General features: G+C 41.2%; 17 protein-coding genes. 10 read left to right on the top strand and 7 right to left on the bottom strand.

Features of this window, described 5'->3' with window-relative positions; all coding sequences use genetic code 11:
- Window positions 1-41: 41 nt before the first annotated feature.
- Genes fliI through fliF form a run of 4 tightly spaced genes read right to left on the bottom strand, consistent with a single transcriptional unit; the run spans window position 42 to window position 4,795 of the window.
- Window positions 42-1,406: a flagellar protein export ATPase FliI gene (gene fliI, locus AACQ38_RS04130; protein ID WP_011146207.1), complete on the bottom strand. Its 1,365-nt coding sequence runs from the start codon at window positions 1,404-1,406 to the stop codon at window positions 42-44.
- Window positions 1,406-2,110, bottom strand: coding sequence for a flagellar assembly protein FliH (gene fliH / locus AACQ38_RS04125; RefSeq protein WP_011146208.1), 705 nt, complete (start codon window positions 2,108-2,110; stop codon window positions 1,406-1,408). The genes fliI and fliH overlap by 1 nt, the downstream gene beginning before the upstream one ends.
- On the bottom strand, window positions 2,103-3,095 hold the full coding sequence (gene fliG / locus AACQ38_RS04120; protein WP_011146209.1) for a flagellar motor switch protein FliG: 993 nt from the start codon (window positions 3,093-3,095) through the stop codon (window positions 2,103-2,105). The genes fliH and fliG overlap by 8 nt, the downstream gene beginning before the upstream one ends.
- Window positions 3,092-4,795 (bottom strand): flagellar basal-body MS-ring/collar protein FliF, encoded by a 1,704-nt coding sequence (gene fliF, locus AACQ38_RS04115; RefSeq protein ID WP_113024300.1) that lies wholly within the window; start codon window positions 4,793-4,795, stop codon window positions 3,092-3,094. The genes fliG and fliF overlap by 4 nt, the downstream gene beginning before the upstream one ends.
- Window positions 4,796-5,080: 285 nt before the next feature.
- Between fliF and fliE the strand changes: the two genes are divergently transcribed.
- From fliE to AACQ38_RS04080, 7 genes are all read left to right on the top strand, one after another.
- Window positions 5,081-5,392, top strand: coding sequence for a flagellar hook-basal body complex protein FliE (gene fliE, locus AACQ38_RS04110; protein WP_011146211.1), 312 nt, complete (start codon window positions 5,081-5,083; stop codon window positions 5,390-5,392).
- 158 nt (window positions 5,393-5,550) lie between these two features.
- Window positions 5,551-6,123, top strand: a complete 573-nt coding sequence (locus tag AACQ38_RS04105; RefSeq protein WP_165577477.1) for a thioesterase domain-containing protein — start codon at window positions 5,551-5,553, stop codon at window positions 6,121-6,123.
- Between the two features lie 38 nt (window positions 6,124-6,161).
- A complete protein-coding gene (locus tag AACQ38_RS04100) occupies window positions 6,162-6,971 on the top strand; it encodes an AAA family ATPase (RefSeq protein WP_165577476.1) in 810 nt (269 codons plus the stop codon).
- 124 nt (window positions 6,972-7,095) lie between these two features.
- Window positions 7,096-7,308 carry a hypothetical protein gene (locus tag AACQ38_RS04095; protein WP_165577475.1) on the top strand — a complete coding sequence of 71 codons (213 nt, stop codon included), beginning with the start codon at window positions 7,096-7,098 and terminating at the stop codon, window positions 7,306-7,308.
- Between the two features lie 17 nt (window positions 7,309-7,325).
- Window positions 7,326-7,700 (top strand): ABC transporter transmembrane domain-containing protein, encoded by a 375-nt coding sequence (locus AACQ38_RS04090; protein ID WP_165577545.1) that lies wholly within the window; start codon window positions 7,326-7,328, stop codon window positions 7,698-7,700.
- A 24-nt stretch (window positions 7,701-7,724) separates the two neighbouring features.
- Window positions 7,725-8,729 (top strand): ATP-binding cassette domain-containing protein, encoded by a 1,005-nt coding sequence (locus AACQ38_RS04085; protein WP_165577474.1) that lies wholly within the window; start codon window positions 7,725-7,727, stop codon window positions 8,727-8,729.
- A 542-nt stretch (window positions 8,730-9,271) separates the two neighbouring features.
- Complete coding sequence (locus tag AACQ38_RS04080; RefSeq protein WP_165577473.1) at window positions 9,272-10,102, top strand: DUF2829 domain-containing protein; 831 nt, start codon at window positions 9,272-9,274, stop codon at window positions 10,100-10,102.
- A gap of 260 nt (window positions 10,103-10,362) precedes the next feature.
- On the opposite strand, the gene fliT is transcribed toward AACQ38_RS04080, so the two are convergent.
- From fliT to fliD, 3 genes are read right to left on the bottom strand one after another with little or no spacing between them, the layout of a single operon-like run.
- A complete protein-coding gene (gene fliT / locus AACQ38_RS04075) occupies window positions 10,363-10,740 on the bottom strand; it encodes a flagella biosynthesis regulatory protein FliT (RefSeq protein WP_011146213.1) in 378 nt (125 codons plus the stop codon).
- Window positions 10,740-11,150: a flagellar export chaperone FliS gene (gene fliS, locus AACQ38_RS04070; protein ID WP_011146214.1), complete on the bottom strand. Its 411-nt coding sequence runs from the start codon at window positions 11,148-11,150 to the stop codon at window positions 10,740-10,742. The genes fliT and fliS overlap by 1 nt, the downstream gene beginning before the upstream one ends.
- A gap of 12 nt (window positions 11,151-11,162) precedes the next feature.
- Window positions 11,163-12,584: a flagellar filament capping protein FliD gene (gene fliD, locus AACQ38_RS04065; RefSeq protein ID WP_165577472.1), complete on the bottom strand. Its 1,422-nt coding sequence runs from the start codon at window positions 12,582-12,584 to the stop codon at window positions 11,163-11,165.
- 274 nt (window positions 12,585-12,858) lie between these two features.
- Between fliD and AACQ38_RS04060 the strand changes: the two genes are divergently transcribed.
- From AACQ38_RS04060 to fliZ, 3 genes are all read left to right on the top strand, one after another.
- Entirely contained in the window at window positions 12,859-13,926 is a 1,068-nt protein-coding gene (locus tag AACQ38_RS04060) for a FliC/FljB family flagellin (RefSeq protein ID WP_165577471.1), read from the top strand.
- A gap of 246 nt (window positions 13,927-14,172) precedes the next feature.
- Window positions 14,173-14,895: an RNA polymerase sigma factor FliA gene (locus AACQ38_RS04055; protein WP_011146217.1), complete on the top strand. Its 723-nt coding sequence runs from the start codon at window positions 14,173-14,175 to the stop codon at window positions 14,893-14,895.
- Window positions 14,896-14,947: 52 nt separating this feature from the next.
- Window positions 14,948-15,460: a flagella biosynthesis regulatory protein FliZ gene (gene fliZ, locus AACQ38_RS04050; RefSeq protein ID WP_011146218.1), complete on the top strand. Its 513-nt coding sequence runs from the start codon at window positions 14,948-14,950 to the stop codon at window positions 15,458-15,460.
- Window positions 15,461-15,515 lie beyond the last annotated feature (55 nt).

Below are 15,515 nucleotides of genomic sequence, written 5' to 3'. Positions count from 1 at the left end.
TTATTCCTCGCTTTAATGGCAACACCCAGAAAATCGTTACGTTATGTAGGTAACAACTGTTGTAATTGAATGCAGGCAGCGTCATATTCACTACGTTCTTCAATATCTTGCTGTAGAAATTGTGCCATGTAGGGATAAAGCTCAATGGCTTTGTCTAGTAGCGGATCACTGCCCGCAGCATAGGCACCGACATTAATCAGATCACGGTTACGCTGATAGCTTGCGAGTCGTTGTTTGAACTGTTGTACCCGCCGGTAGTGCTGTTTATCAATGAGTGCGGTCATTGCGCGGCTGATAGACGCTTCAATATCAATCGCCGGGTAATGCCCTGATTCTGCCAGCGAACGGGAGAGGACGATATGACCATCCAGAATTGCCCGCGCGGCATCGGCTATCGGGTCTTGCTGATCATCACCTTCGGTGAGTACGGTGTAGAACGCGGTAATCGAGCCACCGCCATTCACCCCATTGCCTGCACGCTCTACGAGCGCCGGAAGTTTGGCGAAAACCGAAGGCGGGTAGCCTTTGGTTGCCGGAGGTTCGCCAATTGCCAGGGCAATTTCACGTTGCGCCATGCTGTAACGGGTCAATGAATCCATAATCAGCAATACATGTTTACCTCGGTCACGAAAATCTTCAGCGATACGGGTGGCGTAGGAGGCACCTTGCATGCGCAACAGCGGTGAGATATCGGCGGGTGCGGCGACAACCACTGAGCGGGCTAAACCAGCGGCACCAAGGATATTTTCAATGAAATCTTTAACTTCGCGGCCACGTTCACCGATCAAGCCAACGACAATCACATCAGCCTGTGTGTAACGTGCCATCATGCCAAGCAGAACACTCTTACCGACCCCGGAACCGGCAAACAACCCCATACGCTGCCCACGGCCTACGGTCAGTAGGGCATTAATCGCTCGCACACCGACATCCAGTACGTCGCTGATTGGTGTACGTTGCAGAGGATTGATTGGCGGCGTGGTGAGTGGGGCACGATAGCTGGTATCTGGCGAAGGAAAACCATCCAGTGGACGACCGGCACCATCCAAAACTCGTCCTAATAGTTCCGGGCCAAGCGGTAATTGGCGTCCACCGCCACAATCTTCACTGTACGGGCGGGCGTATACCCGGGCACCGGGTACAATCCCTTCCAGATCTTCAAGTGGCATAAGGAGAAGTTTTTCGCCATTAAAACCGACAACTTCACTTTCAACTTCTTCAATATTGCTGCCATTTTGTCGTTCAATCAGGCAGGTTGCCCCTAGAGGCAGATGTAAACCCGTTGCCTCCATCACCAGCCCGGTCGCTCTGGTCAGACGTCCATAACGACGCACTGGTGAGGTTTTCGCTAGTTTCTGCTCAAAAGTATCCAGTGTCGCCAGCCAGCGCCCGAGTCTTGCGGTCATTACAATTCCCCCGGTGCGGCCAGCCGGCACAACTCATGCCAGCGGGTTGCCAAACTAGCATCTAAATCGCCTTCATCTGCACTGATTTTGCAACCACCAGGATGCAGTTTGTTATCTGCCAGTAAGCGCCAGCCGTGTAGTGAGAGCGTGTTGCCTAATTGTTGTTCAACCATTGGCATATCTCGTGGATGAACCCGCAATTGGGGTTTACCACTCAACATCGGTTCTTGTTGAATAAATTCACGGATCTGATTGAGCAGAGCAGTGCCATCACAAATCGCAGGCTGACCTAAGATCTGTTTTGCGGCGGTCAGTGACAGTTGCATCAAGCGGGATGCAATGATCGTGTCAAGCCCTTCGAGTGAATGTTGGAAATCGGCCAGCAGATTTTGCCACTGCTCGGTGATAGGTTGCTGCTGCTGAATAGCCTCTTTTCGCCCCTGTTCCAGACCAGCCTCTAAGCCAGCTTGGTAACCTTGTTCATAACCTTGCGCTTGACCCTCGGTAAATCCCTGTTCATGGCCTGTCTGCCGTGCCTGTTCTTTCAGATTATCCAGCATTGCCGCTTGTTCAAGGATTTCATTACGCTCTGACTCTTCCTGTGAGTCATCAACGGGCTCGGGTTTGGCCCGTAGTTTTTCCCACTGTGTGAGCTCGTTTGGTTTCCAGGGTTGCCAGTCAGCATGGTTTAACTTATCAGACATAGCTATCGTCGCCACCATTTAGGATAATCTCGCCGCTTTCTGCCAGACGGCGAACAATAAGCAGAATCGCTTTCTGTTCGTTCTCCACTTGCGACATCCGCACCGGACCACGGTTTGCCAGGTCATCGCGCATAATCTCTGCGGCACGTTGAGACATATTGTTGAGGAAATGATCGCGTAGTTGCTGGTTGCAGCCTTTCAGTGCAATGAGCAGGGAGTCAGTGGTGATTTCCTGCAACAGACGCTGGATACTGCGGTCATCCACATCGATAAGGTTTTCGAACAGGAACATTTCATCGATGATTTTTTGCGCCAGTTCGTTATCGTAGGCACGCATGGCTTCGATAACATTCTCTTCCTGCTGACTTTTCATCAGGTTGATAATTTCAGCCGCAGTACGAACGCCACCCATTTTGCTACGTTTGAGATTTTGGCCGTCTAACAGGTTATTGAGTACTTCTGTCAGTTCAGCCAGTGCCGCCGGCTGTACACCCCCGAAAGTCGCGATACGTAGCATGATGTCGTTGCGTAATTTGTCATCAAACAGCGCAAGGATATCGGCTGCTTGTCCGCGATTTAAGTGAACCAGAATGGTGGCGATAATCTGTGGATGCTCTTCACGGATCATATCGGCTGCCATTTGAGGTTCCATAAAGTTGAGGGTCTCAATACCGGTGGTGGTTTCACGGGATTCGAGAATATCCTCAAGCAGACTGGAAGCGCGTTCTTCTCCTAGCGCTTTAATTAACACCGAACGCAAATAGTCACTGGCATTGATACTCAGTGCCGCATACTGGCCGGCATCTTCTTCAAACTCTGCCAAGACATCCACCAGTTGCTGGTTAGAAATTTGGCGCATACCTGCCATTGTGATACTGAGTTGCTGGACTTCCCTGGAGTTCAGGTGTTTAAACACCTCGGCCGCTTGATCTTCTCCCAGGGTCATTAACATGACGGCGCTTTTTTCTGTTCCGTTCAGGCTCATTGTTCGTTACTCATCCATTGACGGATCACCAGCGCCACTACGCGAGGATCTTTTTCTGCCAGCTCACGAATGCGTTGGCTTTGAATTTCAGCACTGACTCGTTGACGTGTCAGTTTCTGGCGCGTTTTTTCATCCATTTCCGCACTCGATTCAGTCACTTGTCTTTTCTGAACTTTCTGTGCGTCGAGGGCGGCTTTTTCTGCGGCGCGTTTTTTGGCAAGTTGAGGCACCACCATTTTGCGCCACAGCAGCCATGCCACCAGAATCAATAGCAGGTAGCGGCCAAAATCGAAGGCTTTTTCTAACAGAACCGGGTTCTGCCAGACAGGAATGACCTCGATATTTTCTTTGCTTTCAGTAAATGGTGTATTAACCACATTCAAGCTGTCGCCACGCTCTTTAGAAAAGCCCATCGCTTCTCTGGTCAGCGCTTCTATTTTTGTCAATTGCTCAGGGGTTAGGGCCTGAGTTTCCGGGCCATTTTTGCCTTCTACCGTGACATAATTGACGACAACGGCGACGGATAAGCGTTCAACACCACCGGCTTGCTGTTGCACATGGCGAATAGTTCGATCCACTTCATAGTTTGTGGTTTCGTCACGGCGGTTATTGCGATTACTGTTAACCGTGCGCTCATTACTGTTACCGGCGGATGATGCTTTCTTATCGCTCTTGTCGTTTTTATTGTTCTCTTTGGTGTTTGGTTTATCAATCGGCGCACTCGGTGGTGAGCTCGGTTGATTGGAAAGCGCACCGGGAATACCGCCAACCTGAGGGCCGCCACTCTGCTCACTTTCACTCAACTGTTTTGAGCGAACCGCAGCCTGATTCGGGGGTTGGTTAGGTTTATATTCTTCTGCCGTCTCTTCACGGCGTGAAAAATCCACCTGCGCTGTCACCTGTGCGTGAACGTTACCACGACCGACAACCGGGGTTAGAATCGCTTCGATACGATGCTGGAAGCGATTTTCCACTTCCTGAATGTATTTCAGTTGACTGGTATTGAGATCGCGTCCGGTCGCATCGGCTTGTGTCAATAGACGTCCGGTCTGATCAACGATGGTGACATTGCCCGGTGGTAAGCCAGCGACACTGCTGGAAACCATATGGACGATGGCGTTTATCTGGCCTTCATCCAAGGTACGACCTTGCAGTAATCCAACCGTAACGGAAGCTGAGGGCGATTTCTGTTCACGGACAAACAGCGAGGGTTTGGGAAGTGCCAGATGAACACGAGCATTTTGCACTGGCCCTAAAGATTCAATGGTGCGTGACAGTTCACCTTCCAATGCTCTTTGGTAGTTAACCTGCTCACTAAATTGGCTGATGCCAAACTTTTCTTTATCGAGTAGTTCGAATCCCGCAGCCCCACCTTTGGGCAACCCTTGTTGTGCCAATCTTAGCCGTGTCTCATGCACCTGCTCGGCAGGGATCATGATCGCAGCGCCATTTTCGGCAAAACGGTAAGGGATATTTAATTGGGTTAATTGGGTGACAATATCGCCACCATCTTTATCGCTCAGATTACTGTAAAGCACCCGATAATCGGGGCTGCGTAACCACAGGAAAAGGGCAATGACAATCGCAACGGCTGCGCTGCCGGCAACTAATAATGGCACTTTAGGATCAGCTTTTATCTGGTTAATGATAGCACTGAAACCTTTAGTTTGATTTTCAACGTCGGTTGTTGCGGCACTCATAGACGATCCTTGCCTTGCTGTTCAACATGAATACTAAAAGCGTGGCGTAACAAAACAGACTCCCCATACGCAAGCGAAAAAATTCTTCCTATTTTCAGTTTTGTCATTATTCGCTGTTCACTCATCTTTTAATGGCACAATAAGCCCTGACTTTTTACTTTAATTACCCGCTTTAGATCGAGAGGGCTATGTTAGGGTGGCAGTCTAAAAATATGCCGTATATTACTTTGGGTTAATATGGCATTGAATGGCGTAGGTTATAGGGTGGTTTAACACGAGGTTTTTATGTCAATTCAGGCAATTGAAAGCGTGCTGCAACTGATGCAAGCTCAGGCATTACAGGCAGCCAGTATCGCAAAACCACTACCGTTGCAGAGTGGATTTGCCAGTCAACTGATGGCGGCTGTGGGTAAAATTAATCAAACACGTTTGAATGCCACAAAACGAGCTCAGGATTTTACACTGGGTGTACCCGGTGTTGAATTGAATGATGTAATGGTGGAGATGCAGAAATCCAGTATTGCTTTGCAAATAGGCGTTCAGGCAAAAAATAAGCTAACGGCTTCTTATCAGGAGATTATGAATATGCAGGTGTAGGTATGTTAATTTATTGATGTCTATCGTTATCAACCTTTTGTATTTCCTGTGTGGGGCATGAGTGGGTATTTGGGCTAATTTTTTATTTTAGTAACGAATTTGAACATCACTATTTTCATTCATGTCTCATAGATGTTATATACCCAATGGATTTCAAGATGCATCGCGACGGCAAGGGAGCGAATCCCCGGGAGCATAAGATTGCTGTTCAAGCGGCTGAAAAAGGATTAGATGTAAATCTATTATGTTTGATAGATACTGTTTGCTCTACTATTAATGAGTATTTATCTGATGAAAGCTTGATTGCTGGTTTAGTGGCTGAATATTTTGGAAGAGATAATATTGATAATATTGATAATATTTTGGGATATGTAAATAAATTTGGCATTGAAGAAGTAATTAATATTATTTACGATATGTTAAGTGCTGAAGGTAGAGCCCCAGCAAATAGTACAAAAGAGCGGTTTTGTTTAGAGCAATTGATTTATATTAAAAATGGTTCTGCTGCGATTAAACATATTCCAAAGATATATCAAGGAAACTTGCTGTTTATAGCGGCTGAGGAGAATTTAATTATTAGAAATCGTGAATATGGGTGGAGCCCCTACGTTAGCGGTTTAATTGAATTAAATATTGTAGAAGGAGGTCATAATAATATTTTACAGCGTTCTTATGTGGAGGTGGCAAAATTAATTACCCAAAAAAATATTTCTTTAAAGTATTATGGGTGATATAATTTTCTCTATTATTTTAATGTGCTGAGGTTATAATGTTATTCTTAAGATCTCTTTCGTATAAGAACGAAATTAATGAAGATGATTCTTTGATATATCCATTGAATATAAAATGTATAAGAAATATAAAAAAGATGGAGTTTAATTCCCCGGTTACTTTTTTTGTTGGAGAAAATGGTTCTGGTAAGTCAACACTTCTTGAAGCTTTGGCTATAGGATTAAATGCTGTACATATTGGAAGTAATGAATTTGATTACGATGAATCTATGGTTAATATTCAAGATTTTTCTAATAGAATTAGATTTGTTAGAAATGCTAAACCATTAAAAACTATTTTTTTTCGTGCCGAAGATGTTCTGGGATTTATAAAAAGAATCTCTAAAACTAAGGAAGATCTCAATGAAATGGAGAATACATTTCTCAAAGAGATAAAAGGTGATGGGAAATATCGTGCAGTGGGGGCGGTAAGAGGGCAATTGAGGGAATTAACTCAGAGTTATGGTGATGATCCTTACGCTAAATCACACGGAGAGACATTTTTAAATATATTGCAGCAACGTTTCTATAGGAAATCTTTATTCTTTTTGGATGAGCCTGAAACACCTTTATCTCCTTTATCTCCTTTACGTCAATTGGCATTAATATCTTTAATAAAACATTATGTGGGATTAGGAGCGCAGTTTGTTATTGCTACACATTCTCCCATATTGATGGCTTTTCCTGGAGCAGACGTCTTATATTTTAATTCTGATAGAATTGAAAAGTCTGCTTATAATGATATCGAGCATGTTGTGATAACAAAATCTTTCCTTAATAACCCTGAACTTTATTTGAGAGATTTATAGCATAGGATGTAAATTGTATGCAATTATTTACTTTTTTATTGAAAAGATATCCCTATATACCCTATGGATTTCAGGATGCATCGCGGCGGCAAGGGAGTGAATCCCCGGGAGCATAGGTAACTATGTGACCGGGGTGAGCGAGAGCAGCCAACAAAGAGGCAACTTGAAAGATGACGGGTATAGATTATTTTTTGTTTTTGTTGTCAGTTTTATGGTTGGTTTAGGTGGGGGATATTTAATTTCTTTTATTAATAATTTGATAGCTGTGAAGGTAGAAAATAACTACTTATATTATTTGACGATATTTATTTCCTCTTTATTATTTTTGTTTTTTTAGGCATATTCTCAGAATTTATGGCATTGAAATTATCATTAGATGCTACAGCGAGTTTCCGAAAAAGTATTGTTGATGGTGTGATAAATAGTAGTTTACGTCAGATTGAGCTGACGGGCGCTAATCGAATATTTTCTTCATTGACGAGAGATGTGACAATATTAGTTAGTGCTTTATCAAATATGCCTATATTTTTGACTAACCTCTCTATAGTTATTGTCATTATCGGTTATTTGTTTTATTTATCTATTTCTTTATTTTTGTGGACGATGTTTGCATTGTTTATAAATGCAGTAATATATCTTTTTATTAGCTATAAATCGAAAACTGAATTTAAAAGGGGTAGAGGTTATGAAGATTTATTATTTAAAGATTTTATATCTTTGACCGAATGAATAAAGGAGTTAAAGATTAATGAGTTGAAAAAATATAAATTTTTGCGGGAGTTGCATGATAATGTTAATAAGCAAAAGAAAATTTCTCTGCGGGAAAGATTTTTTTATATAATAGGGGGTAATTTCAATACAATGATGATTTTCTCTATATTGGGGATTTTGATATTTATGAATGGTAGTGGAGATAAAATTGAATTGATTTCGGCAACGGTTGCGATTATTTATGTTATGGGGCCTTTAAATGGATTGTTACATATGTATCCATTATATATGGATGGGTATGCTTCTTTTGTTTCTTTAAAAAACCTAGAGTTTGATAACATCTTACAGAATAATGTTGAAAAGAGGATGTCGAAGGATACCCCATTGGATTGGGAATACATATATTTCCGAAATGTTTCTTTTTCGTATAATGAAAAGAACAAAATAGAAGCAGGTGATGGATTTAGTATCGGGCCACTAAGCTTTTCTTTGAAAAAAGGTTGTATCACTTTTATTGTGGGAGGGAATGGTTCTGGCAAAACCACGCTGATGAAACTTTTAACGCGCTTATATTCTCCTACAAGCGGCTCAATTCTTTTAGATGATATGATTCTTGAAAAAGAAAATGAAGTTTTTTATAAGAATAAATTTTCAATTACATTTTCTGACTATTATATATTTAATAAATATCCTTTGTTAGAGGATAAGAATGAGATGGCTGGATCTTTACTTGAAAGATTTGGATTAAATAATAAAGTTAATTTCCAGAATGGTTTTGTTACCTATTCTGGTTTATCTCAAGGGCAAATGAAAAGGTTAGCGCTTGTTTTAGCTATCTTAGAAGATAAAGAGATCATTGTATTAGATGAATGGGCTGCTGAGCAGGATCCTAACTTTAGGAGTGATTTTTACGATTCAATCATTCCAGAGCTAAAGGCTAAAGGTAAAACAATTGTGGTCGTAACACACGATGATAGATATTTTTACGTAGCTGATAGGGCGATTTCGCATAGTAAGTGCAACATAATTATTTGCATTCTCGATTGAGAATGAAAAACAGCACGCAGTTTAATCATCAGGATTTTTTATCTATCCGTCATTTTGCACCTCATTCCTGATTTAAAAATAGTGTGATCTTACGCATACTTTATATCTTTGTAACGCCAATGAGATTGACAGCGATCGCGCGTTTTGAGCTATTACTTTTGTTTGTCGGAAAGTCACCTTCAAATCTAAATGTTAATCGCTAATTGCCATTAACCGATATAGCACAGTGACCTTTCAATAAGTTGAATGCTTGTTATAGTTAGCGATTTAATTAAATGTTGTAAAACTCATAGTCAATAAAATATTTAAGGTGTCACGGTTTCGAATAATAACTTTCAACTCTAATTTCTAAGATTGACTTTAACTTATTGATAAGTATCAAAAAACGATAAGGAGAATGAGCGACATATCCTGTTATAATTGAATCTTAAGTTTTATGCCGGTTGCATTAATTCATAAAAATTTACTGAATGTTTAATAATAGATTAAAAGTTGAATCATGTGGTTTAATTTTTAATTATTTATAGATATAAGGAAATAATATGTCTGAAGTTATGAAACCTGAAAATGAATGTCCGTTTGATCCTAAACAATATGAATGTCATAGTGTTGTCGCTCCGGTTGGTTCTTTTTCTTGGGCTTTGATTCAATTAAAACTACGTAAGCTTGTCGCTCGTTCTGTTTGGCGCGATAAAAAAATGTATTTGGCTATTGTTCCTCGTGTGAATGATTTAACAGTAGAAGAAGGTAGTGCTTACGCTGTTGATGGTGTTGCCGTTGGTACTAAATATGATTATTTGACGTATATTGATCTGCGTAACGAGCATGGCAATTTTGTACCGTGGCAGCCAACGCAAGAAGATATGATGGCTTGTGATTGGAGTGTTTTTGAAGATAAGGTAAAGTCTGAACCAGAGTCAGATGATATGTTGGTTTTCGATCTTAAATCAGAGTTTGGCGAAAAAGCTGGATATTATGGATATTTGAGTGAAAATAAAATAAGTGACTCTAATGCCGCTCCCATAGGGACTTTAACTATTACCCAAAATAAGACAGATATTAAAAATATTTTAATATTCCATACTGTTGAAAATCCAGGTTATATTCATTTTTCTGTATCCTTTGATGAAGTTAATTCTCAAAAGGTGAAAGAATTATTTAAGAAAAATCTTTATGTCAAAGTTGACAATATAACCTATAATCTTGGAACAAGCTCAGAATGGAGTGGAGATATAACAAATTCCACATCCGGTGTTTTATATAACAATGACCCGCCCAATAATCCACATAAAGTGGATACTGAAAAACTAGGCAGAATTATAAAGCAAACAGGTGTAACTAAGCGTTTTTACTTAAGTTGGAGTGATGCATAAGAATAAATAATTCAAATCTACACCCTAAATTCAAGGCTGCGCTCCGGTGTGGTCTTTTTATTTTTCACAATCAACTTAAATCACAGAGCTACATATAACAGCTCACTAATACCTATTGGTTGCGATGGGGATAGAATATGAAGATGAAGGACAATCCTGATTTGTAGACTGGAATACTACAAGGTTTTAAAGACATCCTAAACCAAGCTCACAAAACGGGTAAATAATGGTGATGAGAGTACATCACCTTTATTTCTCAATTACTTTTGCTCCGTAGAGTTCATAAGGGTATTATGATAGGGTTCAACAGGGAATTGGCCGTAACTATCATTTAATAATTGCTGTTGGCTTGCTTGTTTGATGAGTTTACTTAATTCATCAAGTCTTTTCTGTAGTAGTTTTTTAATCTCATTTTCATTATCTAAAATTATCTGCAAAATGTTGGTCATTTTTTGCTGTAACGAAAGAGAAGTCGTCGATGATATTGAAGAATGGCTGATCACTTCTACTGCTTTGAGGTAGGTGATTTCCATATCAACAAGTTCATCCCATTTTTCATTTTTAGCTAAATTAAGCATTTGCTCACTTAAACTTAGGATCCGTTGGTAAGCTGACAAAAGATCCATTTTATTATCCATTAAACAATATCCTGACTGGCGTTGTAATGAGGGCCAATTTGCCGCCAAGCATCTGAAATCTCGGTGAGTAACTTTATTACTTCGGTAATGGCTGGCTCATCATTGCGTAAATTAGCGTAGAGTAAACGTTGGGTCATATAGTCGTAAAGGGAAGCGAGATTGTGTGCCAGCTCTCCACCTTTTTCATTATCTAACCCTTGTTTGAGGCCATTATCGATGATATTGATCGCTTTGGAAATAGCTGCGCCTTTTTCCGCGATATTACCTTGTTCCATCAGAATAATTGCTCGACGTAGGGCGCTAAGCGCCCCGTTGAACAAAATCTGAATCAACTGATAGGGGGAGGCGTTCATAATTTCGCTTTCCACATCTATCTGGGCATATAATTGACTTGCCGAACGTTGATACATAATTTCCTTTAATTATCTTATTTTCTGTAATTGTGATAGGAAGTTACCGGTGTTTCCCAAGGAAGAGACCATTTTATCCAGTTGTGAAAATTGGCGTTTATAACGTTCAATTGTTTCGTTAATATTCTGTTTAGTCCTGTCTACTTGTTGATCAAGGGTTTTTAGACGCTTGTTAATACCATCAGTCGCGGTAACTAAGGTACCTTCATGGCTATCCAGAGCATCTTTTAATAGCTTATGTGTCTGAGTGGCAAAACCCGTTTTTTTACCGTCACCCATAAAGAATGCTTTCACATTAGTCGGCTTTTCTTTTAGATTTTTTTCCAGTTTTTCGTTATCAATTTCCAGCTTACCGTCAGGCTTTTGTTTAATGCCCAGCTTATTCAGGGTTGGAATATCATTAGCCGCCTGAGAGCTGAAAATCTGGCCTCTTAGTTGATTCTGTATTCCGCGTAATGTGCTGTCACCTAATAAAGCGCCATTATCTTTCGACGGTTCTTCACCCTGTTTTACTGGCTTAAATTTGGTCAGTGAATCAAATGTCGTTTGTAATTCATTATAAGCATCAACCCAATTTTTAATCGCCTCTTTCATTGGCTCAATATCACGGGATATAACCAGTATTTCTGGCTTATGTTCCCCTGGTTTATCTTTATCCTCGGTCGTTTTTTTCAGATCCAGCTTAACGCCTTCGGGTGCATCGGTAATATGGTTTGTCTGACGCTCAATTGGGATTTTGTTGACGGTCAATTTCGCATTTTTTGCTTCAACCGTTTGAGTGAGTTTACTCGTTGTACCTGGATAGTTTAGCAACTCGCTAAGTTTGTCATCACCTTCAACTTTGATGGTCATCACCGATTCAGTGCCCGCTTTTTTAGCCGTCAGCACTAAATAGTTTTCGCCATCTTTGGCTTTAATAATACTGGCGTTGACATTACCTTCCTGCTTATTAATGGCATCACGGATCTCAATAATCGATGTTTGTCCGTCTGTCAGCTCGATTTTCATCGGCTTTTTTTCACCAGGTTGAGTAATGGTAATTGTCCGGGTTTTACCTTCACCCAAAGTTTCACCGATATGCTCTTTGATATTACTGACTTTTTCTGTCTGTAATGATTGTGCCTGTGCCAATTGTTTAACTTCAATACTGTAGTTACCTGGGCTGGCTTTAGAATCAGTACTGGCAACGAATGCATCATGTTTTTCGCTGGCAGTGGTTGTATTAAGTTTATCGAACTTTTTCAGTGATTCAGATGCGGTTTCCAGTTTTTCTAAACTGCCTTTTAACGTACCAAAAGCGGTTAGCTTACCTTTATAACTGGTTTGTTGCTGTGTCAGCGGTACTAAACGTTTTTGTTCTGCTGCCTGAAGTTTATCCAATATAGAGCCCAGATCCATCCCCGACCCGGCGCCTAATGAAGAAATGCTAGCCATTTATTGACTCCTTTATTAGTAAAGCTTTATTGAACCGGTTATCGGTAAGTTTTTGGAAAAGTTTACTAATAAAAATAATTTTTCTATGGTAGGAATAGTCGTGAAGAACCGACGCTGTTTGGCTTATCAGTGCAGCGTGATAAAAAAGAAAAAGTTTTTTCAAGAAAAATTAAAGGTTCTTTGAGGAGCGCCGATAAAACTGTTGGCGGTGATGAACACCGTGGGTAAAACCCAAACTTATATATCGACTTGATTTTAAAAAGGAACTCTAACTATGGCACAAGTCATCAACACCAACAGCCTGTCCCTGCTGACTCAGAATAACTTGAATAGATCCCAGGGTACTTTGGGTAGCGCTATTGAGCGTCTATCTTCTGGTCTGCGTATCAACAGCGCGAAGGATGACGCGGCTGGTCAAGCGATCGCTAACCGTTTCACTGCAAATGTTAGAGGTTTGACTCAGGCAGCACGTAACGCTAATGACGGTATCTCTATTGCACAGACTACCGAAGGTGCACTGAACGAAATTAACACCAACTTACAACGTATTCGTGAACTGACTGTTCAGTCACAAAACGGCAGCAACTCTGAAAGTGATATCAAATCTATCCAGGAAGAAGTGACTCAGCGTTTAAAGGAAATTGATCGTATTTCTGAACAAACTCAGTTCAACGGTGTTCGTGTTTTGCGTGAAGATAGCAAAATGACCATTCAAGTTGGTGCTAATGATAACGAAGTTATCGACATCGATCTGAAAAAAATCGACAAAGAAGCTCTGAATCTGGGTAAATTTACTATTTCTGCGGAAGTTCCACACGGAGAAGTAGTTAAACAGGTTGACGATGGTGCAGGTGGGAAGAAAGATATCGATCATACTGCCGACGTTAAAGTTAAGGACCTGAAAAATGTAGAAGTCTATAAAGCTGTTAATGAAAAAGGTGAAGTTAATCCTGGTAAATATGTTGTCAAAGGTACTGACGATACAGATGGCAAAGTAAAATATTTCGAAGCCACTATTACTAAAGAGGGTAAATTAACAGCAGGTGCAGACATCACTGCTAAAGCATCAGAAAAGCCTCTAGAAACTTTGGACAGCGCTCTGGCACAAGTTGACAGCCTGCGCAGTTCTTTGGGTGCTATCCAAAACCGTCTGGAATCTACCGTTAACAACCTGAACAACACCGTTAACAACTTGAGCGCTGCTCGTAGCCGTATCGAAGATGCTGACTACGCGACCGAAGTGTCTAACATGAGCCGTGGTCAAATTCTGCAACAAGCGGGTACTGCGGTTCTGGCTCAGGCTAACCAAGTGCCTCAGAATGTAATGTCTCTGCTGCGTTAATCGCTCAGCTAGGGCAATATGTGAACCTGATTCACATAAAAATCCAAACAAATCAAGGATCGGCTCGCCGGTCCTTCTTTTTTAGGAGTTTATCAGGAACAGCCTAAAATTTGTGATACTATTAGGCAGACAATAAATTTCGCATAGGTGAAAAAGAAGTGTTTTTACTACATTGTTCAAACGATTGCCCTTGTTAGGGGATTGGATAATGATGGTTAGTCTCTTTTTCCAAAGGTGTCTGTTGTTGTGAGCGATTTGTATACCGCCGAAGGCGTGATGGACAAAAACAGCCTCTGGAAGCGCTACGTACCATTAGTTCGCCATGAAGCGTTAAGGCTACAAGTTAGGTTACCCGCGTGTGTGGAGCTGGATGATCTACTTCAGGCCGGGGGAATCGGCTTACTAAATGCGGTGGAACGTTTTGATTCCTTACAAGGAACCGCGTTTACCACTTATGCGGTACAACGCATCAGGGGTGCAATGTTGGATGAGTTAAGGAGCCGTGATTGGGCTCCGCGTAGCGTGCGCCGTAATGCGCGCGAAGTGACGCACATCATCCGTAAACTTGAGCAAGACTTAGGCCGTCCAGCCAGTGAGCAGGAAGTTGCTAAAGAATTAAAGATTGATCTGGTAGAATATCGGCAGATACTGTTAGATACGAATAACAGTCAGTTGTTTTCGTATGATGAATGGCATGAAATGCATGGTGAAAGCTGTGAACCTGTCATTGAAGAGGGGCATGAAACTAATCCCTTACAACAATTGCTGGAAAGTGACGTTCGTCAACGGGTAATTGAAGCTATCGATTCGTTACCTGAACGAGAAAAAATGGTTCTGACGCTGTATTATCAGGAAGAACTTAATCTGAAAGAGATTGGCGCAGTACTTGAAGTCGGGGAGTCCCGTATAAGTCAGCTACACAGCCAGGCGATTAAACGCTTGCGGGCACGCTTAAATCCGGAAAAGTAACTTTTTTGCTTATTTGTTTTTTGTTTAAGACTACACACAGGGCTTATCTCTTATGTCTGTTACAACACAAAAGAAACGGCCGCTCAGCCGTTACATTAAAGACTACAAACATAGTCAAACTCATTGCTTGCATTGTCACAAAGCTCTTGACCGTATCTCTTTGGTTTTTAATGGCCAAGTGATCAACAAAGAGTCCATCTCCGAGATGACGGAGTTGATTGATGACAAGACCTGGGATGAGCTGCAAGATAAATTTGTCGCGTTATGTCGTTTTTGCAGTGAGATTTATTGCAATAGCGAGACAGATTATTTTGACATCATGTCTTTCAAACAGTACCTGTTTGAACAGACTGAAATGAGTCATAGTACTGTTCGTGAGTATGTGGTTCGTTTACGACGTTTGGATGAATTGCTCACTTCAAGCAATTACCCTGTAAAAGAGTTCACAACAGAGAAAATTCAGGAAAAACTGAGTGAAAAGCTGTCACAGTCGGCATTCAGTAACTACAACATTGCTTTGCGCAAGTATGAACAGTATTTGAGCTGGCAACAGGGCGGTCACTAAGCTGGAAATATAAACAGCAAAGAGATGTTAATTTTGGGGAACACATTTGATGTGT

Source organism: Photorhabdus sp. RW14-46 (assembly GCF_963887965.1).
GTDB classification, from domain to species: Bacteria; Pseudomonadota; Gammaproteobacteria; order Enterobacterales; family Enterobacteriaceae; genus Photorhabdus; species Photorhabdus laumondii.
The sequence above is the reverse complement of the archived record's forward strand: the minus strand, read 5'-3'. Positions and strand labels throughout refer to the sequence as shown.

What these genes read in the sequence shown, in the direction of transcription:
- fliI (WP_011146207.1), bottom strand. Translation starts at nt 1,406, where the DNA reads ATGACCGCAAGACTCGGGCGCTGGCTGGCGACACTGGATACTTTTGAG.
- fliH (WP_011146208.1), bottom strand. Translation starts at nt 2,110, where the DNA reads ATGTCTGATAAGTTAAACCATGCTGACTGGCAACCCTGGAAACCAAAC.
- fliG (WP_011146209.1), bottom strand. Translation starts at nt 3,095, where the DNA reads ATGAGCCTGAACGGAACAGAAAAAAGCGCCGTCATGTTAATGACCCTG.
- fliF (WP_113024300.1), bottom strand. Translation starts at nt 4,795, where the DNA reads ATGAGTGCCGCAACAACCGACGTTGAAAATCAAACTAAAGGTTTCAGT.
- fliE (WP_011146211.1), top strand. Translation starts at nt 5,081, where the DNA reads ATGTCAATTCAGGCAATTGAAAGCGTGCTGCAACTGATGCAAGCTCAG.
- AACQ38_RS04105 (WP_165577477.1), top strand. Translation starts at nt 5,551, where the DNA reads ATGCATCGCGACGGCAAGGGAGCGAATCCCCGGGAGCATAAGATTGCT.
- AACQ38_RS04100 (WP_165577476.1), top strand. Translation starts at nt 6,162, where the DNA reads ATGTTATTCTTAAGATCTCTTTCGTATAAGAACGAAATTAATGAAGAT.
- AACQ38_RS04090 (WP_165577545.1), top strand. Translation starts at nt 7,326, where the DNA reads ATGGCATTGAAATTATCATTAGATGCTACAGCGAGTTTCCGAAAAAGT.
- AACQ38_RS04080 (WP_165577473.1), top strand. Translation starts at nt 9,272, where the DNA reads ATGTCTGAAGTTATGAAACCTGAAAATGAATGTCCGTTTGATCCTAAA.
- fliT (WP_011146213.1), bottom strand. Translation starts at nt 10,740, where the DNA reads ATGGATAATAAAATGGATCTTTTGTCAGCTTACCAACGGATCCTAAGT.
- fliS (WP_011146214.1), bottom strand. Translation starts at nt 11,150, where the DNA reads ATGTATCAACGTTCGGCAAGTCAATTATATGCCCAGATAGATGTGGAA.
- fliD (WP_165577472.1), bottom strand. Translation starts at nt 12,584, where the DNA reads ATGGCTAGCATTTCTTCATTAGGCGCCGGGTCGGGGATGGATCTGGGC.
- AACQ38_RS04060 (WP_165577471.1), top strand. Translation starts at nt 12,859, where the DNA reads ATGGCACAAGTCATCAACACCAACAGCCTGTCCCTGCTGACTCAGAAT.
- fliZ (WP_011146218.1), top strand. Translation starts at nt 14,948, where the DNA reads ATGTCTGTTACAACACAAAAGAAACGGCCGCTCAGCCGTTACATTAAA.